This window comes from Allochromatium humboldtianum (genome assembly GCF_013385175.1).
Classification (GTDB): domain Bacteria; phylum Pseudomonadota; class Gammaproteobacteria; order Chromatiales; family Chromatiaceae; genus Thermochromatium; species Thermochromatium humboldtianum.
Genome location: NZ_JABZEO010000003.1, coordinates 180735 through 202640, shown reverse-complemented (window position 1 = coordinate 202640; position 21906 = coordinate 180735). Strand labels below are relative to the sequence as shown.

20 protein-coding genes are annotated in these 21906 nt (G+C 64.2%); 5 read left to right on the top strand and 15 right to left on the bottom strand.

Annotation, left to right across the window (positions count from 1 at the left end; all coding sequences use genetic code 11):
* Positions 1-15 precede the first annotated feature (15 nt).
* The 10 genes from HW932_RS05585 to fdnG all read right to left on the bottom strand — a co-directional run bounded on the left by HW932_RS05585 (position 16) and on the right by fdnG (position 10712).
* Complete coding sequence (locus tag HW932_RS05585; protein ID WP_176975501.1) at positions 16-399, bottom strand: type II toxin-antitoxin system VapC family toxin; 384 nt, start codon at positions 397-399, stop codon at positions 16-18.
* Positions 396-647, bottom strand: coding sequence for a type II toxin-antitoxin system Phd/YefM family antitoxin (locus HW932_RS05580; protein WP_176975500.1), 252 nt, complete (start codon positions 645-647; stop codon positions 396-398). Before HW932_RS05580 ends, HW932_RS05585 begins: the two co-directional genes overlap by 4 nt.
* Positions 648-730: 83 nt before the next feature.
* Positions 731-2206: an RNA-guided endonuclease IscB gene (gene iscB, locus HW932_RS05575; protein WP_246296673.1), complete on the bottom strand. Its 1476-nt coding sequence runs from the start codon at positions 2204-2206 to the stop codon at positions 731-733.
* Between the two features lie 296 nt (positions 2207-2502).
* Positions 2503-4185, bottom strand: coding sequence for a methyl-accepting chemotaxis protein (locus HW932_RS05570; RefSeq protein ID WP_176975499.1), 1683 nt, complete (start codon positions 4183-4185; stop codon positions 2503-2505).
* 261 nt (positions 4186-4446) lie between these two features.
* Positions 4447-4824 carry a type II toxin-antitoxin system VapC family toxin gene (locus tag HW932_RS05565; RefSeq protein ID WP_176975498.1) on the bottom strand — a complete coding sequence of 126 codons (378 nt, stop codon included), beginning with the start codon at positions 4822-4824 and terminating at the stop codon, positions 4447-4449.
* A complete protein-coding gene (locus tag HW932_RS05560) occupies positions 4824-5057 on the bottom strand; it encodes a hypothetical protein (RefSeq protein ID WP_176975497.1) in 234 nt (77 codons plus the stop codon). The genes HW932_RS05565 and HW932_RS05560 overlap by 1 nt, the downstream gene beginning before the upstream one ends.
* The gene (locus tag HW932_RS05555; RefSeq protein ID WP_176975496.1) at positions 5050-6036 is read right to left on the bottom strand and encodes a retroviral-like aspartic protease family protein; all 987 of its coding nucleotides are present in this window, start codon (positions 6034-6036) and stop codon (positions 5050-5052) included. The genes HW932_RS05560 and HW932_RS05555 overlap by 8 nt, the downstream gene beginning before the upstream one ends.
* A gap of 72 nt (positions 6037-6108) precedes the next feature.
* On the bottom strand, positions 6109-6729 hold the full coding sequence (locus tag HW932_RS05550) for a formate dehydrogenase subunit gamma (protein WP_176975495.1): 621 nt from the start codon (positions 6727-6729) through the stop codon (positions 6109-6111).
* Entirely contained in the window at positions 6726-7619 is an 894-nt protein-coding gene (gene fdxH / locus HW932_RS05545; RefSeq protein WP_176975494.1) for a formate dehydrogenase subunit beta, read from the bottom strand. Before fdxH ends, HW932_RS05550 begins: the two co-directional genes overlap by 4 nt.
* Positions 7620-7628: 9 nt before the next feature.
* Positions 7629-10712, bottom strand: a complete 3084-nt coding sequence (gene fdnG, locus HW932_RS05540) for a formate dehydrogenase-N subunit alpha (protein WP_176975493.1) — start codon at positions 10710-10712, stop codon at positions 7629-7631.
* A gap of 249 nt (positions 10713-10961) precedes the next feature.
* Between fdnG and selD the strand changes: the two genes are divergently transcribed.
* Positions 10962-12005 carry a selenide, water dikinase SelD gene (gene selD, locus HW932_RS05535; protein WP_425485096.1) on the top strand — a complete coding sequence of 348 codons (1044 nt, stop codon included), beginning with the start codon at positions 10962-10964 and terminating at the stop codon, positions 12003-12005.
* On the opposite strand, the gene cysN is transcribed toward selD, so the two are convergent.
* The 4 genes from cysN to HW932_RS05515 are packed head-to-tail and all read right to left on the bottom strand — an operon-like array spanning position 11983 to position 16662.
* Complete coding sequence (cysN, locus tag HW932_RS05530) at positions 11983-13287, bottom strand: sulfate adenylyltransferase subunit CysN (protein ID WP_176975492.1); 1305 nt, start codon at positions 13285-13287, stop codon at positions 11983-11985. The genes selD and cysN overlap by 23 nt on opposite strands.
* Before the next feature lie 12 nt (positions 13288-13299).
* Complete coding sequence (gene cysD, locus HW932_RS05525; RefSeq protein WP_176975491.1) at positions 13300-14214, bottom strand: sulfate adenylyltransferase subunit CysD; 915 nt, start codon at positions 14212-14214, stop codon at positions 13300-13302.
* Entirely contained in the window at positions 14211-14981 is a 771-nt protein-coding gene (locus HW932_RS05520; RefSeq protein WP_176975490.1) for a phosphoadenylyl-sulfate reductase, read from the bottom strand. The genes cysD and HW932_RS05520 overlap by 4 nt, the downstream gene beginning before the upstream one ends.
* The gene (locus HW932_RS05515; RefSeq protein WP_176975489.1) at positions 14974-16662 is read right to left on the bottom strand and encodes a nitrite/sulfite reductase; all 1689 of its coding nucleotides are present in this window, start codon (positions 16660-16662) and stop codon (positions 14974-14976) included. Before HW932_RS05515 ends, HW932_RS05520 begins: the two co-directional genes overlap by 8 nt.
* Positions 16663-16784: 122 nt before the next feature.
* Here HW932_RS05515 and HW932_RS05510 point away from each other — a divergent pair, with 122 nt between their 5' ends.
* Entirely contained in the window at positions 16785-17726 is a 942-nt protein-coding gene (locus tag HW932_RS05510; protein WP_176975488.1) for a CysB family HTH-type transcriptional regulator, read from the top strand.
* A gap of 69 nt (positions 17727-17795) precedes the next feature.
* Here HW932_RS05510 and HW932_RS05505 read toward each other — a convergent pair whose 3' ends face one another.
* Positions 17796-18809, bottom strand: coding sequence for a sulfate ABC transporter substrate-binding protein (locus HW932_RS05505; protein WP_176975487.1), 1014 nt, complete (start codon positions 18807-18809; stop codon positions 17796-17798).
* Between the two features lie 214 nt (positions 18810-19023).
* Here HW932_RS05505 and cysT point away from each other — a divergent pair, with 214 nt between their 5' ends.
* Genes cysT through HW932_RS05490 form a run of 3 tightly spaced genes read left to right on the top strand, consistent with a single transcriptional unit; the run spans position 19024 to position 21906 of the window.
* Positions 19024-19902 carry a sulfate ABC transporter permease subunit CysT gene (gene cysT / locus HW932_RS05500; protein ID WP_222932233.1) on the top strand — a complete coding sequence of 293 codons (879 nt, stop codon included), beginning with the start codon at positions 19024-19026 and terminating at the stop codon, positions 19900-19902.
* Entirely contained in the window at positions 19902-20786 is an 885-nt protein-coding gene (gene cysW / locus HW932_RS05495) for a sulfate ABC transporter permease subunit CysW (protein WP_176975486.1), read from the top strand. The genes cysT and cysW overlap by 1 nt, the downstream gene beginning before the upstream one ends.
* Positions 20787-20820: 34 nt before the next feature.
* Positions 20821-21906, top strand: a complete 1086-nt coding sequence (locus HW932_RS05490) for a sulfate/molybdate ABC transporter ATP-binding protein (RefSeq protein WP_176975485.1) — start codon at positions 20821-20823, stop codon at positions 21904-21906.

Here is a 21906-nt window from a genome sequence, read left to right as displayed (position 1 = left end):
ACAATTTGGGAAACCTCAAATAACGCCTTGGATGTCGGTTTTAGAGAAATCTTGCCCAACAAACAGCAAGCGGCATTCATACTGCTTGGCGACCGCGTAAGCAAAGCAGTCGCCGTAATTCAAAGACGCAGGATGATTTCCCTTGCCCCAGCACTCATAGGCAAGCGCGACGCGCCGAGCAGCGTTTGCCGTGACCGGGACGACATCGAAACCCAGCCCATCGATCAGCTCAGCCATGGCCCCGCCGACATGACGACGTTCCGCCACAATCAGAGCTTCGGCGACAGTAGCGGCGGAAATCAGCAATTCATCCTCGGTTTCGAGCGCCGTCATACAAGCCTCAGCTTCCGGCTCATTCAGCAGAATCGACATCAGGGCCGAGGTATCGACAACGATCATTCGGGCAGACCATCTTCACCGTAGAGGAAGTCCTGACTATGCGCGGCGCTCGGTCCTTCCGTAGGGATCGCCGATGCACGCAGACGCTCCATCAGTACTCTTCGGCTCCGAGCATCCGGTGTGGATTTGATTGGAACCAGACGCACTTTGGCCTGACCGTAGCGGGTCAGAATCACATCGTCTCCAGCCTCGGCGCGACGCACCAGTTCCGTCAGTTGTCCCTTGGCTTCGGTCACTGAAATCTGCATCGGATGCTCCTGAAGCGGTAGCGCTCGAATTGAGTCGGATGTGATCCTAGACCATCCAATGGTCCGTTACAATCGCATCTGCGCTACTCCCTGATCGACGAGGGGGCGTATGGGCCGGAGCAGCGGGCGGAGTGCTCATCAGTCTTGCGCGAGAAACCCCGTCCTTGACTGGCGGGGAGGAATAGCGCACCGCGCGTAGCGCGGTTAGGTGTTGCGGCCCGCCTCGCGTCCTCCGTTACAGGTTTGGTGTGAATGGTGTAGCCATAGCCGTCGGCGCGTTGCAGCACACGGCAATAGCGATGCGACAGGCCCTCGACCGTGCCGCCGGGCGTCTGGACGTTGAACGATCCGGTGCGCCGGATGGCCACGCGCCCGACATGCACGCCGGCTTTCTTGCCCTTGAGCACCTCGGCGCGCACCCAATCGCCGGTCTGGAAGCCCTGGACGCGCTTGTGGCGGATAAGATAGCCACGCGGGAAGCCGTTGTTGAACGTGCGCGTGCGGCTATAAGCGCCGCGTCCGGTGGCGCGGATGCTCAGGACCGGGCGGTTCCAGTCGCGCACTTGATCGACGGCGCCGACACAGGCGGCATCGAGGGCATGGGTTTTGGGGATGTCCAGGCGCGTGCGATTGAACTTGGTGCGCCCGCCCGAGGCGGTCTCGACCGGCAGGCCCGTGGTCTTGAGCGCGTTCAACAGCGCCCAGCGCGTAGCATTGACGGCGGTGGCGTCCTTGAGCGGCGCTCGGGCCTGGGCTTGGATCTGGTGCAGGAGCGCCGGTTGGCGTTGCAGAAAGTCCTCGATGGACTGGTTCGCCTTGCGCTGATTGCAGGCTCGGCAGGCGAGCGTCAGGTTCGAGACCCGATCCGAGCCGCCCCGCGCGCGTGGAACGATGTGCTCGATCTCCAGCGGCACGTGCATCGCGCCGCAATAGGCACAGGTCCGGCGCCACTTCTCCAGCAGGTATTCACGCACCTCGTAACCGGCCAGTTCGCCCTGTTGGTACTCCACACCGGAGATCTCCGGGTTCTGGAGCGCCTGAGTATCGAACCGCACCAGTTCCTGACTGAGGGCGGTGATCGGGGCGAGCCGGCGCAGGCGCTGCACCCAGTTGACGGTGGTGTCGAGCCGATGCTGTAACGATGGCGGCAACCAGCCCTCACGGCGGGGGCGATTCAAAAAACGCGGCGCCCGGTAGCGCGTCTTCCGAGACCGGCGTGCCCGGCGATAGTGACGCCGACGCGTCAGCGCCTCCCGGATCGCCTGACCGCGATGCACGAGTTCCCCAAACCACAGACCATGCTCCAGGCGCTCGACCGCGCCCGTATCCGCATCGCAGGTTTCGGATTCGCGCACCAGGGCCAGTCCGGTCACGCGACTGCCTGGATCAAGCTTCAAGCGCAGTGGTTGCAGCGCTCCGCCGATCCGATCCTTCAGGCGAATCGTGAACGGGGCCAGACGCACCACCACCGCGCGCCCACGCTCCAGTAACAGCCGCGCGCGTTTCTCCGTGCACGGCATCAGCGGACGTTTCTGTTTGTCGAGAACGAATACCGCCATCGGTCTGTTCCAAAATCTGCCCTTACGGGCCTGGTGACGGAGCCTCGCGGCTCGCTCCCCTCGGGAATGTCTGCAACCGGCTCCCGCCTCGCGGCGGCGATCGGAACCTTCGGCGCTTTACCTTTCGCCTGCATGATTCCGACCTTCCAGGGTCCGGGACTGAGGAAGCATCCCGGAGTGGGTCTCAGCGACCTGGTGCAAACGGAGCGGATGTTCACCGCTGTCCCTGGTCAACCCGGCTTGCGAGTCGCCTCACAAGCCCTCGCCTTCAGGCGGGGGTAGTTGACGCAAACCACCTAGACCTTGAACTGACCCACCAGGGCACTGAGGTTGCGGCCCAGTTCGGTCACTTCGTGCGCGGTATCGGCTGAACTTCTGGCGGCGTGCTCGGAGTGATCCGCGATGTCGGAGATGTGAGTGACATTGCGATTGATCTCTTCGGCGACTGCGCCCTGTTCCTCGGCGGCGGTCGCGATCTGCGAGTTCATCGCCGTGATGGTCCCGACCGCCTCGGAGATGGCGCGCAGGCTGTCGCCCGCTCGCTGCGCGACCTCGACCGCCTGCTTGGTCTGCTCCGCGCTGAGGTTCATCATCTCGACCGTGGCCTTGGTGCCGTTCTGCAGGCGCACTGTCATGTCCTGGATCTCCAGGGTCGACTGTTGCGTGCGGCTCGCCAGGGTGCGCACCTCGTCGGCGACCACCGCGAACCCGCGTCCCTGCTCACCGGCGCGGGCCGCCTCGATCGCGGCGTTCAAGGCGAGCAGGTTGGTCTGATCGGCAATGCCGCGAATCACGTCCAGCACCGAGCCGATACTCGCACTCTCGGCGGCGAGACGCTGCGCCAGCTCGGCCGCGTCGTCCGACAGTCGCGCCAGTTCACCGATGCAGGCGATGGTGCCGTCCACGGTCGAGATGCCTTCCTGCACGCGCCCGTCAGCCATATGCGCCGCCTGGGCCGCATCGGCGGCGTTGCGCGCCACCTCCTGAACGGTCGCGGTCATCTGGTTGATGGCGACGGCGATCTGATCGGTCCCCTGCCGCTGTCCGCGCGCGGACGTGTTGGCCTGGTTGGCGTTCTCGAGCATCCGTTCGGCGGCGGCGATCAGGCGTCCGGTGGCCGCGTCGACGCTTTGGATGATGCCATGGATCTTGCCGACGAACGTGTTGAATCCGGCCGAGAGCTTGCCGACCTCGTCGGCGCTGTCCGCGACGAGACGCCGGGTCAGGTCGCCATCGCCATCGGCGATCTCGAGCAGGGCGTCGGAGGTGTGCGCCAGGGGACGGCTGATGCGGCGCGAGAGCCAGACGCTCGCCACCGTGGACAGGGCGATAAGCAGACCCGCCATCAGTGCCGCCGCGAGGATCCGGGAGGTGATCTCCGCATCGACCTCTCTGGAGATCCGGGCGATCGTCTGGTCGATGTCATCGATATAGAAGCCCGTGCCGACCACCCATTGCCATTTGTCCAGCGCCTCCACATAGCTCAACTTGTCCACCAGGTCGGCTGTCGAGGGCTTGTCCCATTTATACCTGTAGCTGCCTCCGCCGGCCTGCGCCGTTTGGATCAGCGACCGGATCAGGGGTTTTCCGTCCTTGTCCTGCATGTCGATGACATTCTTGCCTTCCAGCTCGGGTTTCGGGCCGAGCACTTCGCAGGTGCCGTCGTAGCGATAGACGAAGATGTAGCCGTCCTGGCCGTAATCGAGTTGACGCAGGATGGTCCGGGCGCGCTCCTGGGCGTCGGCATCGTTGGGACCGGCGGGGTCATAGAGTGTCTTGATCGAGCTGATGGCCAGTTCGACATAGTGCTTCAACTGCGCCTCTTTCTCGGCCATCAGGAGCGCGCGTGTATTCTCGATCCGTTCGGCCCCGGCCTGCCGTTGGCTGGTGATCGTCTGCGTCAGGAGGACACCGACGACGGCGAGTATCGGGGTGATCGAAACCAGCAAGATCTTGGATCTGATCGAGAGTGTTTTCATCAGCATGTTCCTGCGCCTTTTGTGCATCGATCATTGACACGGGTGGCTCGGTCTCGCTCGAACCGAGGCCGTTGACAGGAGGGACTCCAGGAGTCGGGCCGGGAGACCGGCGACCATCGAAGTCTACGCGAATGGAGTGCAAAAAGGAGCCACAGCCATCACCTGCGCTGTGGCTCCTGTGAGAAGGACTCGATCTCGCCGGGTTGCAGGGTGTGCGTGGATGACATGCATGGTCCCGGTTGGAGTGATTGCAAGCATCGGTTACTTCAGCCTGATCGAGACGGTTTCGACCCCAAGGCGAGTGAAGTCCTGTGTGTTATTGGTGATAACGGTCAAGCCGTTTACCAGGGCAGTTACAGCGATGATGGCGTCGGGTGTTTTGCTCTTGAACCGCTGTCTTAGTGAAATGGCTTGCTCGGCAATCGTCTCAGTAAGGCCCATGATCGTGGCATACACCATGAATTCGCGTGCCTGAGCATGAAGTTTGCGATCCTCGGAAAACTTCCCCCATCCCAGAAATTCAATTTTGGTGATGATCGATACGTTGAAGCTCTCGGCGAACCGAGTATGGAGGGTTTCATCATCCGTCAGGCCGTTGAAATAATAGATGACGACATTTGTATCGATCAGGTATCCCATCAATTCCAGCCCTCTCGCAAACCTGCCAGATACTCATCGATGTCTAGACGCGGCTCGCGGGCTGCCCCGAAGAATCGACGCGGATCGAACCCTTCACTAGAGCGCGAAATTTCTCCTGATGCAAGACCTTCTTCTTTTTCTATCTGCTCCAGAACAAAACGCACCAAAAGGAATTTTTCAGAGTGGGGCAGTGCGGCTATGGATGGCAGTAGATCATTTATTCTTTTATTCATATTCCCTTATGTCTCCGGTCAACCCCATTTTTTCTCGAACAAACAAAGATAAAGATTCTATGTCTTGGCGTTCTTTTTCTGGCCCCAAACAAACTCGATAGTAGACAGCGTTGTTGATTAAGGCTTTTTCAACAAAGGCTTTGAATCCGGAATGTTTAATTTGTTGCTCCATTTTTTTTGCGCGCTCGCGATCAGTAAAGCTTGCAACCTGGAGTATCCAGCCGTTTTTTGTCGGAAAATCTAACTCATCAAGGTAGCGCGCAGAAACCCAACCAATAACTCCAGCGTAACTTACTTTGCACCACCTGCTATTGCTTGAGATATAAATGCATTCGTTTAAATGAACTTGTGATAAGTGCGGTATTTTAGAAATAATTTGCCCTTTTGCTGTGCTTGGACTGGTTCGCAAAGCAAGAAAACCATCCCCTGGCGAGTTGATAAAAGCAACTTTTAATTCTACGGATTCAGCTTCGGGATTGACCGCATTATTATCTTGTTTTTCTGGTGGTTGAGGCGCAAAGGATTCTCCAAATACAAAAACACCTCGGCTAGTCGAAAGATGCCAAGGCTCAAGTTTCGCGAGTACATTTTGCCCTAAAAGCAAAGGACTTTCTATAGAGCCGACGGATGCCTCTACATTATGAATTGATTTTTCGCCAATCCGAATATTGCGCAAATTAAATCTCATATTTTCAACGATCGAGCCATCTGCTGTCTTGTAAGACTGCTCTCCCAAGAAATCGGAATCTGAAATAGTGCCAGCTCTCATAAGCGTCAAAGCAACATCTATTGGAATATGTACAGTGCTAGCTCCTGTATCTATAATAAAATTAAGTTCGATAGATTGGTTGATTTTTACAGGTAGATGATAAACCCCTCCTTCCTTAAAAATTTTTATTTCTTCAGCCAGGGTTGATGAGCACATACAGAGAAAAGACAAAAACATCCAAAGTAATGATTTTAGATTCAATTTGACCATGTTGTGATCCTTTAATGCTCAACGCGCGACGACGGACCACAGTGTCCGTCGTCTTGTCTCACCCAAGCGATGCTACGGCTTGGTCACTTCCTCATACCAGGTCCGATGATGCTGCTTGGCCCAGGCGCGGGTGACGGTACCGTACCACATGGCGCGGATGGTGCCCGTGACCCAGATGGCGGCATACACATGCACGAAGATCAGACAGATCATGACCACGGCGGTCGCCGAATGCACCACGGCCGCCCAGCGCACCCACTCGACCGGGAAGTCAAAATAGGCACGCCACAGGACGACCCCCGAGGGAATCAGCAGCAGCATGCAGATCAGCAGCAGCCAGAACAGCAGCTTCTGCCCGCCGTTGTACTTGCCCTGTGCCGGCATCGTCTCGTCGCTGCCGTTGACCATCTCGCCGATGCGCCCGATCCACTGCCAGTCGACCCGACGCATCAGGTTGTAGCGGGTGAAGCGGATCACCATGACCACGAAGGCGAGCGCCATCACCACGCCGATGATGGGATGCAGGATGCGCGTCCAGGCGCCGCCCCCGAACAGCAGGCTGAACGGATAGAAGGCCGGATGGAACAGCGCCAGCCCCGACATCCCGAGCAGGATGAAGCTGATGCCGACGATCCAGTGCACGGCACGCTGGCCGGCGGTGTAGCGGACCAGATCTCGCGGGTCGCGTCTCATGCCTGTTCCTCCTCTTCGTGCTCGGTCTCTTTCTCGATCTCGCGCGAGACCGCGTTCGGACCCTTGGTGACATAGTGGAAGAGACTGGCCAGACCGACCAGCGCCATGGTTGCGATCGCCAGCGGCTTGGCCGCACCCTTCCATAGCTCGACCAGCGGACTGATGGTCGGATCCTTGGGCAGCCCGTAGAGCTCGGGCCGGTCGGCGTGCTGCAGCACGTACATGACGTGCGTCCCGCCGACGCCGGGCGGATCATAGAGCCCGGCCTTGACGAACCCCCGCTCGCGCAGATCCGCCACCCGCGTCTCGGCATGGCGGATCATCTCGTCCTTGCCGCCAAAGGTGATGGCCCCGGTCGGACAGGTCTTGACGCAGGCCGGCGCCAGCCCGACCGCGACCCGATCCGAACAGAGCGTGCACTTGTACGCCTTCTCGTCCTTTTTGGAGAGTCGCGGGATGTCGAAGGGACAGCCGGTGATGCAGTAGCCGCAGCCGATGCAGTGCTCCTGGTGGAAGTCGACGATGCCGTTGCTGTAACGCACGATCGCCCCCGGCGCCGGACACGCGGCCAGACAGCCGGGATCGGCGCAGTGCATGCAGCCGTCCTTGCGGATCAGCCACTCCAGCCGGTCGGGTTCGGGCTCGACCTCGTAGAAGCGCATCAGGGTCCAGGTGGTGTCGTTCAGATCCCTGGGGTTCTGATAGTCGCCGTGGTTGTGCCCGATCTCGCCCTGCAAGTCGTTCCACTGCATGCAGGCGACCTGACAGGCTTTGCAGCCGATGCACTTGGAGATGTCGATCAGCTTGGCCACGTCCAGCGTCTCACGCACCCCAGGCACGGCGGTGGTGGTGGCGGAACGGGCCTGGATATCGAGTGATTGCAGTGCCATGTCCGCCTCCTAGACGACGCGCTGGATCTTTTCGACGTTGACGAGGAACGACTTGAACTCCGGCGTCTGGGTGTTGGCGTCCCCCACGAAGGGCGTCAGGGTGTTGGCCAGATAGCCGTTGCGCGCCACCCCGGTGAAGCCCCAGTGGATCGGGATGCCGACCGTGTGCACCGGCTGGCCGTCCAGGACGAAGGAGCGCAGCCGCTTGGTGACGACCGCCACCGCGACGATGAAGCCGCGCTGTGAGCGCACCCGCACCGGATCGCCCGAGCGGATGCCCAGCTCGGCCCCCAGCGCCTCGCCGATCTCGACGAACTGCTCCGGCTGCACCACCGCGTTGGACCGGCAGTGCTTGGTCCAGTAGTGGAAATGCTCGGTGAGCCGGTAGGTGGTCGCCACATAGGGGAAGCGGTCCGGTTTGCCGAAGTTCTCCCGGTCGCCCTCGAACACCCGCGCCGCCGGATTGGACCGCGCCAGCGGGTTGTCCGGGTGCATGGGATTTTTGGCGAGCGGGGATTCGAGCGGCTCGTAATGCTCGGGGAAGGGACCATCCGCCATCATGTCGCGGGCGAAGAAGCGCGCCACGCCCTCCGGGTTCATGATGAACGGACCCATGCCGTCGGCCGGGTTGGAGTCGGCCTTGAAGTCCGGGATGTCCGACCCGCTCCAGCGCCCGCTGAGCCCATCCCAGGCGACCAGCATCCGGCTCGGATCATAGGGCTTGCCCGCCGGATCGCAGGAGGCTCGGTTGTAGAGCACCCGGCGGTTGGCCGGCCAGGCGAAGGCCCAGTCGAGCGTCTGCCCGATCCCGTAGGGGTCGGAGTTGTCGCGCCGGGCCATGAGGTTGCCCTTCTCGCTCCAGGCCCCGGCGAAGATCCAGCAGCCGCAGGCCGTCGAGCCGTCGTCGCGCAGCTCGGCGAAGCCGTTGAGCTGCTCGCCCTTCTTGACCAATACCTTGGTCGCGTCCTTGGGGTCGGTGACGTCCGCCAGCGCCCGGCCGCTGAACTCGCGCGCCAGCTCATCCGGTGCGGGCGAGTGCGGTTGTTTGTACCTCCAGGCGAGATTCAGGATCGGATCGGGGAAGGCTCCGCCGTCCGTCCGGTACAGCTCGCGCAGCTTGAGGAAGATCCCGGCGATGATCTCCTGGTCGTTGCGCGCCTCGCCCGGCGGGTTGGCCGCCTTCCAGTGCCACTGGAGCCAGCGGCCCGAGTTGACCAGCGAGCCGTCCTCCTCGGCGAAGCAGGTCGAGGGCAGGCGGAAGACCTCGGTGGCGATCCGGGTCGGATCGACGGCGTTGTACTCGCCGTGGTTCTGCCAGAACTCCGAGGTCTCGGTGGCCAGCGGATCGATGACGACCAGATACTTGAGCTTCGACAGGGCGCCGGAGACCTTGATCTTGCAGGGCGCCGAGGCGAGCGGGTTGAAGCCCTGGCAGATGTAGCCGTTCATCCGGCCGGCGTTCATGTCCTCGAACACCTGGAGGATGTCGTGGGTCTTGTCGAGCTTGGGCAGCCAGTGATAGCCCCAGTCGTTGTCGGCCGTCGCCGCGTCCCCGAACCAGGCCTTCATGGTGCTGACGAAGAACTTGGGATAGTTCTGCCAGTAGCTCATCTGACCCGGCCGCAGCGGCTTGGGCGAGCGTTTCTCCAGATAGGCCGTGAAGTCCTGTTCCTTCTCGCCCGGCAGGGTCATGTAACCCGGCAGCAGGTTCGACAGCAGGCCCAGGTCGGTCAGCCCCTGGATGTTGGAGTGGCCGCGCAGGGCGTTCATGCCGCCGCCCGGCTTGCCGATGTTGCCGAGCAGCAACTGCACCATGGCCCCGGTGCGGATGATCTGCGAGCCCTGCGAGTGCTGGGTCCAGCCGAGCGCATACATGATCGTCATGGCGCGATCCGGCGCCGAGGTCTCGGCGATCATCTCGCAGACCTTGAGGAAGGCGTCGCGTGGCGTGCCGCAGATGCCCTCGACCATCTCGGGCGTATAGCGGGCATAGTGCGCCTTCATCAATTGGTAGACGCAGCGCGGGTCTTGCAGCGTCGGATCGGTGACGACATAGCCGTCCTCGCCGAGCTGATAGCCCCAGGTCGAGCGGTCGTACTTGTGGGTCTCGGCGTCATAGCCGCTGTAGAGGCCATCCTCGAACGCGAAATCCGTCTTCACCAGGAAGCTGAAGTCGGTGTAGTTCCGCACGTACTCGTGATGGATCCTGTCGTGGCTCAGGAGATAGTTGATGAGTCCGGCGAGGAAGGCGATGTCGCTGCCGGCGCGGATCGGGGCGTAGTAATCGGCCACTGCCGCAGAGCGGGTGAAGCGCGGATCGACCACGACCAGCCGGGCCTTGCGATGGGCCTTGGCTTCGGTGACCCACTTGAAGCCGCAGGGATGGGCCTCGGCGGCATTGCCGCCCATGATGAGGACGAGATCGGCGTTCTTGATATCGACCCAATGATTGGTCATGGCGCCACGGCCGAACGTCGGGGCAAGACTTGCCACCGTCGGGCCGTGTCAGACACGCGCTTGGTTGTCGAACGCGAGCATCCCCAAGCTACGGGCGAACTTGTGGGTCAGATAGCCGGTCTCGTTGCTGGAGGCCGAGGCGGCGAGCATCCCGGTGGTCAGCCAGCGGTTGACGGTCTGACCGGCCTCGTTGGTGGCGATGAAGTTGGCGTCGCGGTCCTCCTTCATCAGTTGGGCGATGCGGGTAAAAGCCTCGTCCCAGGAGATCCGCTGCCATTCGCGCGAGTTGGGCGCGCGGTATTCGGGATAGAGCAGCCGGCCCTCGCTTTGGATGAAGTCCTTGAGGCCCGCGCCCTTGGGACAGAGTGTGCCGCGATTGACCGGATGATCCGGGTCGCCCTCGACATGGATGACCTCGGAGCGGACGTTCTTGGAGCCGTCGCCGAGGGTGTAGATGAGGACGCCGCAGCCCACCGAGCAATAGGGGCAGGTGTTGCGGGTCTCGGTGGCGCGCGCCAGCTTGAAGGCGCGCACCTCGGCGAGCGCCTGATCCGGCGAGAAGCCCAGCAGCGCTAGGCTGGTGGTGCCTGCGCCGGCGGCGCAGACCTTGAAGAATTGCCGTCTGGATAGAGTCATCATCCGCTCCTTTGCTCCGGGTGGTCGATGGCGATCGCGTCGCCGTGGCGATTCGGCGATCTTCCATCAGAAATCGCTGAAACACCTTTATTCTGATATGCGAATCAATCACTTGGCCGATCATTCGATCGACGCGACACTGATAACGCAGACTGGATGAAATGTCCATTACCGCACGATCAGTGGTCGCCTTTTTCCCTTCGGATGGCTAAGATCGACCCCCATCGTTCCATTTCCACTCGGTGCCTCATGGACATCAGACTCACCCAGCTCGCCGCCTGTGCGGGTTGAGCGGCGAAACTCGGCCCCGCCGAGCTGTCGCAGGTTCTGCGCGAACTGCCGCTGACCCAGCATCCGGATGTCATCGTCGGCCTGGAGCACCCGGACGACTGCGGCGTCGTGCGCCTGTCGGACGAGCTGGCGGTGGTCAGCACCGTGGATGTCTTCACGCCCGTGGTCGACTCGCCCTTCGATTATGGACGCATCGCGGCGATCAACAGTCTGTCGGATATCTATGCCATGGGCGCGCGTCCGGTCTCGGCGGTCTCGGTCGCGGCCTTTCCGGATACGCGCCTGCCGCTCGCGGTGCTGACCGAAATCCTGCGCGGACTGATCGCCGGGGCGGCGGATTGTGGGGTGCCTGTGGTGGGCGGGCATACGGTGAAGAGTCCCGAGCCGCTGTTCGGGCTGGCCGTGACCGGCATCGCCCATCCGGATCGACTGGTGATCAAGGGCGGCGCGCGGGCAGGGGATGTGCTGGTGCTGACCAAGCCGCTCGGCGTTGGTGTCCTGACTACGGCGCTCAAGAACGAACGGCTCTCGCCTGAGGGAGTCGCGCGTGTCACCGAGCTGATGCTGACGGCCAACGACCGCGCGGCGGCGATCATGGTCCGTCATGGCGCCCGTGCCGCCACCGACATCACCGGCTTCGGCCTGCTGGGTCATCTGCTGGAGATGGCGCGCGGAGCCGGTCTGAGCGCCGAACTGCACTGGCCGGCCATCCCGATCCTGGATGAAGCCCGGACGCTGGCCGAGGCCGGCGTCTTTCCCGGCGGTGCGCGCAACAACCTCAAGGCCTGTCTGGAACAGACCCGGATCGATCCGGCGCTCGCCGAATGGCAGTCGCTCCTGCTCGCCGATCCGCAGACCTCGGGCGGTCTGCTGATCGCCTTTCCGCCCGAGCGGGTGGACGCGGCCCTGGCCGAACTCGGCGCTCAGGGCATTCCGGCCCGTCGCATCGGGCGGATGCTGGAGCCGGACGAGACGGGGATCAGGGTGATGGTGACGCGCTAGCTTCGACGATCATCCCGGCCCCGACCGTATCGTTGGTGCTCTCGTCGATGAGGATGAAAGCACCTGTGGCCCGATTGAGCGCATAGGGATCGGGGCAGATCGGCTGGGCGAGCGTCAGGCTGACGCGGGCGATGTCGTTCATGTCGAGTCGGTCGGCGGACTCCTGTTCCAACCGGTTGAGATCCAGCCGATAGTCGATGCGCTTGACCCTGGCCCGGACCTCGCGGGTGGTATGACGCAGCACATAGGTGCGTGCAGGCGAGAGCGGCGTCTCGGTGAGCCAGCAGACATGCGCCTCCAGCTCGCGCACCGTCGGCGGCGCCTCATCCGGCCGGACCAGCAGATCGCCGCGCGAGATGTCGAGTTCGTCTTCCAGCAGCAGGGTCACTGACTGCTCGTGCATGGCGCTCGACTGACTGACGCCGCCGATCTGGATGTCGCGCACGCGACTGCTCCGTCCCGAAGGCAGCACCATGATTGGATCGCCGACGGCGATCTCGCCCGACTCCACCCGTCCCATGTAGCCGCGATAGTCGTGCAGATCGGGATTGGCCGCGTCGCGCGGACGGCGCACGTACTGCACCGGAAAGCGGAAGGACTCGGGACGCTCGGTGTGGGCGGCCGGCGTCGTCTCCAGCAGTTCCAGCAGGGTCGGTCCTTCGTACCAGTCGAGCCGCTCGCCGCGCTCGACCACGTTGTCGCCGTGGAGCGCCGAGAGCGGGATGAACCGCACGTCCTCGATCCCGAGCCGCGCGGCGAAGTCGAGATATTCGGCGCGGATGCGCTCGAACACCGCCTGATCGTAGTCCACCAGATCCATCTTGTTGACAGCCACCACCAGATGCGGGAGGCCGACCAGATGGGCCAGATAGGAATGCCGGCGCGTCTGGGTCTGCACGCCCCGACGCGCGTCGACCAGGATGATCGCCAGATGGGCGGTCGAGGCGGCCGTGACCATGTTGCGCGTGTACTGCTCGTGCCCGGGCGCGTCGGCGATGATGTACTTGCGCGTGCCGGTCGAGAAATAGCGGTAGGCGACATCGATGGTGATGCCCTGTTCGCGCTCGGCCTGGAGTCCGTCGGTCAGGAGCGACAGATCCAGCTCGCTCAGACCCTTACGTTGCGAGGTCGCGGCGATGGCGTGCAGGGTATCGGCGAGGATCGCCTTGGTGTCGTAGAGCAGACGCCCGATCAGGGTGCTCTTGCCGTCGTCGACGCTGCCGCAGGTCAGGAAGCGCAGCAGACCGTGATCGATGGCGGGAAATTCGTGTGGGGATGACATGGGCCTGTCCTCTCAGAAATAGCCGGCTTTTTTGCGATCCTCCATCGAGGACTCGCTGGCGTGGTCGTCGAGCCGGGTGGCGCCGCGCTCGCTGAGCGTGGTGAGCGCGGTCTCGGACAGGATGGCGTCGAGTGTGTCGGCTTCGGACTCGATCGGCGCGGTGCAGGTGATGTCGCCGACGGTGCGAAAACGCACCCGCAGCTCCTCGACCGTCTCGCCCGGCCGGGCCGGGGTCAGGGGCGTGACCGGGCGCAGCAGCCCGTTAGCGCGCACCACCGGTCGGCGATGGGCGAAATAGATCGACGGCAGTTCCAGCCCTTCGCGCTGGATGTAGTGCCAGACATCCAGCTCGGTCCAGTCGCTGATCGGGAAGGCACGGATGTTCTCGCCCGGATGGACGCGGGCGTTGTAGAGGTTCCACAGCTCCGGGCGCTGGTGCTTGGGATCCCACTGCCCGAAGGCATCGCGAAAGCTCATGATCCGCTCCTTGGCGCGCGCCTTCTCTTCGTCGCGCCGCGCCCCGCCGATGCAGGCGTCGAAACCGAATTCGGCGATCGCCTCCAGCAGCGTCACCGACTGATGACGGTTGCGCGATTCGTTCGGATGCCGGAGCACCACCGAACCGCGCGCCATCGAGTCCTCCACCGAGCGCACGATGAGGCGCGCGTCCAGCTCGGCGGCGCGTCGGTCGCGGAATGCGATCACCTCGGGATAGTTGTGCCCGGTGTCGATGTGCAGCAGCGGAAAGGGCAGGGCGCCGGGACGAAAGGCCTTCTCCGCCAGCCGCAGCAGGCAGACCGAGTCCTTGCCGCCCGAGAACAGCAGCGCCGGGTTGGCGCACTGGCCGACCACCTCGCGCAGGATGTGGATGGCGTCGGCCTCCAGCCAGTCGAGATGGCTGAGGGTGCGGGTGTCGAGTCGGGTCATGCGGCGCTCCTGTCGCGTTCGATCGCTGGATGGGCGGACGGCTGGCGCGGCGCGAACTCACGCCGGTGCAGTCCGCATTCCTTGGTCTCGGGGTTCTCCCACCACCAGCGCCCGGCGCGCACGTCCTCGCCGACCGTGATGGCGCGGGTGCAGGGGGCGCAGCCGATGCTGGGATAACCCTGGTCGTGCAGCGGGTTGTAGGGCACCCGATGGTGCCGGATGAAGGCCCAGACCTCGTGCTCGCTCCAGTCGGCGAGCGGGTTGATCTTCTCCAGACCGTTGGCGGCATCCCATTCGCGCGCCGGCAACTCGGCGCGGGTGACGGATTGCTCGGCGCGCAGACCCGTGACCCAGGCCGACTGACCGGCCAGGGCGCGCTTCAGGGGTTCGAGCTTGCGCACCCGGCAGCAGGCCTGACGCGCGGGCACCGAGTCGTAGAAACCGTCGAGACCGTAGCGGCTCACATAATCGGCGATGGCGTCCGCGTGTGGCGCGTAGCGCTCGATCTGCGTCCCGTAGTGGCGTTCGACCACCTCGATGAGCTCCAGGGTCTCGGCCGGCAGCCGCCCGGTGTCGAGGGTGAAGATCCGGATCGGCAGGCGTTCGCGCCGGATGATCTCGGTCAGCACCATGTCTTCGGCGCCGAGGCTGGTGGCGAACACGATGGAATCCAGCTCGCGGCAGACCTGGGACAGGAGTTCGATCGCGGCGGCTTCACGGGTCGGCAGGGTGTCGGTCGATAGGGAAGGCTGACGTCGTTCAGTCATGGGGTGTCTCCTGAGGGGCGGCGTCCGCCGCCCTGGTCACGATGGATCTGAAGGGTTCGGCGCCCAGTCGCTGCACGGCGGCATCGAAGGTCTCACCCGTCTGCCGGTGTCGGCGATAGAGTGCGATCAGCCCGGCGACCGCCTCGGGCGCCTCGTCGGCGGCCAACGAGGGGCCGAGCGGCTCGGCCAGCCGTGCTTCGCGGCCCGAGCGCCCGCCGATGAGGATCTGGTAGCGGGATTCGCCCTGCTTGCGCAGACCCCGGATACCGATGTGGGCGAGGTTGTGATGGGCGCAGGCGTTCACGCAGCCCGAGATCCGCAGATCGAGCGGGCCGATATCGCGCACGTCATCGGCGTCGGCGAAGCGGGCCTGGATGGCGGCGGCCAGTCCCAGCGAATCGCCGTGCGCCAGATCGCACTCGCGCGCGCCGGGGCAGGCGACCAGGTCGGTGAGCAGACCGCGATTGGGACCGTCCAGGCCGAAGGCGCGCACGTCCTCCCAGAGGGCGAACAGACGGTCCGCGCGCACCTGGGTCAGCAGCAGGTTCTGGGCGGGCGTCAGACGCACCTCGTCGCGGCTTTCGGTCGCGGCCCAGTCGGCGATCCGCTCCAACTGTTCCGGACTCAGGTTGCCGGGCGCCGTGCCGGTACGCTTGGTCGAGAGGGTGACGATGGACTGACCGGCGCGCTTGTGGGGCTGCACATTCTGACTCCGCCAAACCGGATACTCGGTTGATTCATTGGGCGCGGGGGCTGAAACCGGCGTCGCGGCGAATACGGTATCGTCTGCCGGGGCTTCGGCGAACGGGCGTGCGGCGCGCTCGGCCTGGGCCGGTGTCAGAGTGGCCGGTCCATCGCGCAGGGAGGCCCATTCGGACTCGACCCGCGCGCGGAACTCGACCAGACCCAGCCGCTGGACCAGATTCTTGAGCCTTGATTTGTAGGGATCGGTCTGCCGCCCGTCGCGCGCATAGACACGCAGGATCGCCTCGATCCAGGTCAGCAGATGCGGCCAGTGGACGAAGGGCGTCAGCTCCTGGGCCAGTCGCGGTCCGCGTCCCAGCCCGCCGCCGACCAGCACCCGGAAACCCAGCTCGCCGTGCGCGTCGCGCACCAGTTCCAGCCCCAGATCCTGCGCCGCCAGGGTGACGCGATCGGTGCGCGCCCCGTGGATGCCGATCTTGAACTTGCGCGGCAGTTGGCCCATGAGCGGATGAGTCAGACGCCATTGGTCGAGGATCGCGTGCCAGGGGCGCGGGTCTTCCAGCTCGTCGGCGGCCAGCCCGGCGAGCGGATCGACGACGATGCCGCGAATGCCGTTGCCCGAGGTCAGAAAGCTCGACAGTCCGACCTCGGCCAGCTCGGCGAGGATCTGCGGCACGGCGCCGATCGCCGGGCCGGTGAACTGGATGGTCTGGCGTGTGGTGAGATGCACCTCGCCCAGACCGTAGTCGCGGGCGATGCGCGCCAGCCGGCGCAACTGCTCGCTGGAGAGCTGGCCCTGGGGTGCGGCCACGCGCAGCATGGTGGTCTCGCGCAGTCGGTAGAGTCCGTGCAGCAGGCGCAGTGGGCGGAACGCCTCCTCGCTCAGATCGCCGTTCAGATAGGCCTGGGTCTGATCGCGGAAGCGGGTGATGTGCTCCAGGAGGCGGAGCGGCTCATCGGCGTCGTTCAGGTGCATGGGATACTCGCGATTCGTCTCGGGGATGAGGAATGCGGGCCATGCTAGCGAGCGCCGTTAGGACGCAGAAGGAATTTCGAGTTAGATTGATATGACTATTGGTTATTTGGGGTTCGAGCGCGATGAATCTGCAACAACTGCGCTATGTCCAGGAGGTCGCGCGTCAGGGACTCAATGTCTCGGCGGCGGCCGAGGCGCTCTTTACCTCCCAGCCGGGCGTCTCCAAGCAGATCCGCCAGCTGGAGGACGAACTCGGGATCGAGATCTTCCGCCGCCAGGGCAAGCGTCTGGTGGCCGTCACCGAACCGGGTCGCCATGTCCTGGCCATCGCCGCGCGTCTGCTCGGCGAGCTGGACAACCTGCGCCAGGTCGGCGCTGAGTTCGGCCAGGAGACGGCGGGCTGTCTGACCATCGCCACCACCCACACCCAGGCGCGCTATGTGCTGCCGCCGGCGATCCGTGACTTCATCGCGCGCTACCCGGATGTCCGGCTGTCGTTGCGTCAGGGCAATCCGACCCAGGTGTGCGATCTGGTGATCGCCGGCGAGGCCGATCTGGTCATCGCAACCGAGGCCGTGGCCGAGGCGCCCGAACTCCTGAGCCTGCCCTGCTACGCCTGGAACCGCTGTGTCATCGCTCCGCTGGGTCATCCGATCCTGGAGAGCCACCCCCTGTCGCTGGAGGCCATCGCCCGCTGGCCGATCGTGACCTATGACGGCGCCTTCACCGGACGCGGGCTGATGAATCGCGCCTTCCAGACCCACGGACTGGAGCCGCGCATCGTGCTGACGGCGCTCGATGCCGATGTCATCAAGACTTATGTGCGCATGGGGTTGGGGATCGGACTGATCGCCCGCATGGCCCATGACCCCGAGACCGATGTCGGGCTGGGCGTGGTCGATGCGAGCCATCTGTTCGACGCCAGCGTCACCCACCTGGGCATCCGCCGCAAATCCTGGCTGCGGGGCTATGTCTATGCCTTCATCGAGGGTTTCGCACCGCACCTGACGCGCCGGGTGATCGAGCGCGCCCTGAGCGAAGGGGGCAGCGACTATGAAATCTGAGCCGAGTGCTCCGGCGCCTCGATCCTGTCGATCCCCGGCCCGGCCGGGGATCGTCCGGGCGTCCTGGGGTCAGCGTGACGAAGGGCTGTAGATCCGATCGAACACCCCGCCATCGGCGAAGTGCTTCTTCTGCGCGGCCTGCCAGCCGCCGAGATCATCGATCCGCACCAGCTCGACCGCCGCGAACCGGCCCTGGTGCCGGGCCGCCACCTCGGGATCGGTCGGGCGATAGAAATGCTTGGCCGCCAGTTCCTGCCCGTCCTGCGAGTAGAGGAATTCCAGATAGGCGGTTGCGACCGCGCGCGTCCCCTTCTTGTCGACCGTGCGATCGACGACCGTGACCGGCGGCTCGGCCAGGATCGACAGCGAGGGCGCCACGATCTCGAACTGGTCGGCGCCGAATTCCTTGAGCGCCAGGAAGGCTTCGTTCTCCCAGGACAGCAATACATCCCCGATGCCGCGCTGCACGAAGGTCGTGGTCGAGCCGCGCGCGCCGGAATCCAGCACAGGGACGTTCTTGTAGAGCCGGGTGATGTAGTCCTTCACCTTGGATTCGTCGCCGCCGTATTGCTTCGCCGCCCAGGCCCAGGCGGCCAGATAGTTCCAGCGCGCCCCGCCCGAGGTCTTGGGGTTGGGCGTGATGACGGCAACGCCGTCCCGGACCAGATCGCCCCAGTCATTGATGCCTTTCGGATTGCCCTTGCGCACCAGGAACACGATGGTCGAGGTGTAGGGCGCGCTGTTGTGGGGCAGGCGCGATGGCCAGTCCTTGGCCAGGAGGTCGGCCCCGGCGATGGCGTCGATGTCATAGGCCAGCGCCAGGGTCACGACATCGGCGGCCAGACCGTCGATCACCGCACGCGCCTGCTTGCCGGAACCGCCATGCGACTGCTGGATCTTGAGCTTTTCGCCGGTCTTTTCCTGCCAATGCCGGATGAAGATCGGGTTGAGCTCCTGATACAGCTCGCGGGTCGGATCATAGGAGACGTTGAGCAGGGTGGTGTCGGCCTGGGTCGGGGCGAGACTGGCGAAGCCCAGTGCGACGCCTGCAAGCCGTGATTTCAGGGTGATATGGGACTTCATCGTGCATTCCTCCGGGTGGTCATGACTGTGGCCGCTATTTGAACGCCGGTATCGCCCGATACCAACCAAGGAAAATTGCAAAACTTATCCGCGCGGCAGATAGCTTGGGCGCGATATGGCCAGAGCGAATAACCAAATAACCTTTCGTTCGTTTTGGTTATTGCATACTTGCACTACGCTTTGGGGTTCATCGTCCGCCACCGAGGCCATCACCATGACACACCGGATGCCGGTGCCGTTAGGCGCTGCACCACGCTTCAACCCCAGCCGCCAGACCCGGGTGCTGCCGGGCTTCCCGCTGGCGCTCGGCTACACCCTGGTCTATCTGTCGCTGATGGTGCTGATCCCGCTGTCGGCGGTCTTCATCAAGAGCGCGAGCCTGTCGTGGCCCGAGTTCTGGGCCATCGTCTCGAACCCGCGCGTGGTGGCGACCTACCGACTCTCCTTCGGCGCCGCGCTGCTGGCGGCGGCGATCAACGCCGTCTTCGGGCTGATGCTGGCCTGGGCACTGGTGCGGTATGAGTTTCCGGGCAAGAAGCTGATCGACGCCCTGGTCGATCTGCCCTTCGCCCTGCCGACGGCCGTTGCCGGCATCGCGCTCACCGCGCTCTATGCCGGCAACGGTTGGATCGGCTCACTGTTGGAGCCGCTCGGGATCAAGGTCGCCTTCACCCCGCTCGGGGTGCTGGTGGCGCTGGTCTTCATCGGCGTGCCCTTCGTGGTGCGCACCGTGCAGCCGATCCTCGAAGACCTGGAGACCGAACTGGAGGAGGCCGCCGCCAGTCTCGGCGCCAACCGCCGTCAGACCTTCACCCGCGTCCTGCTGCCGGTGCTGCTGCCGGCGCTCCTGACCGGCTTTGCGTTGGCCTTCGCCCGCGCTGTGGGCGAGTACGGCTCGGTCATCTTCATCGCCGGCAACATCCCGATGGTCTCGGAGATCACGCCGCTGATCATCATCACCAAGCTCGAACAGTACGACTATGTCGGCGCGACCGCCGTGGCGGTGGTGATGCTGGTCTTTTCGTTCATCATGCTGCTCGCCATCAATCTGTTACAGGCGTGGAGCGCCAAGCGCACTGGGAGGAATCGCTGATGGCCGTCGCCGGAGTCCTGCATGGGCGTATCGATGCCCGCCGCTATGAAGCCAATGCCGCGACCCGTGAGTCGCCCTGGGTCAGGCGCCTGATCCTCGGTACGGCCCTGAGCTTCTTCGCGCTCTTTCTGCTGATGCCGCTGATCGCGGTCTTCGCCGAAGCGCTGCGCAAGGGCTGGCTGACCTATGTCACCGCGCTCTCCGACCCGGACGCGCTGGCGGCGGTGCGCCTGACGCTGCTGATCGCCGCCATCTCGGTGCCGCTCAATCTGGTGTTCGGCGTCGCGGCGGCCTGGTCGATCGCCAAGTTCGAGTTTCGCGGCAAACGCTTTCTGACCACGCTCATCGATCTGCCGTTCTCGGTCTCGCCGGTGATCGCGGGTCTGATCTTCGTGCTGCTGTTCGGCGCGCATGGCTGGTTCGGGGCCTGGCTGTTCGCGCACGACATCAAGATCGTCTTTGCCGTGCCCGGACTGGTGCTGGCGACGGTGTTCGTCACCTTTCCCTTCGTCGCCCGCGAGCTGATCCCGCTGATGGAGGCGCAGGGCCGCGAGGAGGAGGAGGCCGCCGTGGTGCTGGGGGCGAACGGGTTCCAGGTCTTCTGGCGCGTGACCCTGCCCAACATCAAGTGGGGTCTGCTCTATGGCGTCATTCTCTGTAATGCGCGGGCGATGGGCGAGTTCGGCGCGGTGAGCGTGGTCTCGGGTCACATCCGCGGCCAGACCAACACCCTGCCGCTGCACGTCGAGATCCTCTACAACGAATACAACTTCGCCGCCGCCTTCGCCGTGGCCTCGCTGCTGGCGTTGCTGGCGCTCGTCACGCTGGGACTCAAGTCGCTCGTCGAATGGAAGGCCCGTCAACACGCCCCGGTGGACGCCTGACCCGAACACCGTGATCAGCATTCAGGATTTCAGTATGAGCATCCAGGTCGAACACATCCACAAGTCCTTCGGTTCCTTCGTCGCGCTCGACGATGTCTCGCTCGACTTCCCGAGCGGCGCCCTGACCGCGCTGCTCGGTCCCTCGGGCTGCGGCAAGACCACGCTGCTGCGGGTCATCGCCGGGCTGGAGCGCGCCGACAGCGGTCGGGTCGTCCTCGCCGGTGAGGACGCCTCCGACACCCATGTGCGTCAGCGCCGGGTGGGTTTCGTCTTCCAGCACTATGCGCTGTTTCGGCACATGACGGTGTTCGAGAACGTCGCCTTCGGGCTGCGGGTCAAGCCCAGACGCGAGCGGCCCCGCGAGCCGGAGATCCGCGCGCGGGTGATGCGCCTGCTCGAACTCGTCCAGCTCGCGCCGCTCGCCGATCGCTTCCCGAGTCAGCTGTCCGGCGGCCAGCGTCAGCGTATCGCGCTTGCCCGCGCCCTGGCGGTCGAACCTAAGGTTCTGCTGCTCGACGAGCCTTTCGGCGCGCTCGACGCCCAGGTACGCAAGGAACTGCGCCGCTGGCTGCGCCGGCTGCACGATGAGCTGCACATCACCTCGGTCTTCGTCACCCACGACCAGGAAGAGGCGCTGGAGGTGGCGGATCTGGTGGTGCTGATGAATCGCGGCCGGGTCGAGCAGCAGGGCACCCCGATCGAGGTCTACGAACAGCCGGCCACGCCCTTCGTCTATGGTTTCCTCGGAGCCGTCAATACCTTCCACGGTCGGGTCGAGCGGGACGGTCTGCGCGTCGGCGAGACGACCCTGGCGCACGATTCGGCCCCGCTGGCGCCGGGCGTCGAGGCCATTGCCTTCGCGCGTCCGCACGAACTGGAGATCGTCACCGATCCGGACAGCGCCGAGGGCATCGCCGCTACGGTGTCGCGTCTGCTGAACTTCGGTGCGAATGCCAGAGTCGAGCTCGACAGTCCGGCGTCGACCGCGGACAGCGGCAGACCGATGCACTACGAGGTCGTGCTGCCGCGCGATCAGGTGCAGGCGCTCGGACTGGTCGCCGGACAGCGCGTGCGGCTGGTGCCCTCGCGCATCCGCGTCTTCGAGCACCGGGCGGCCTGA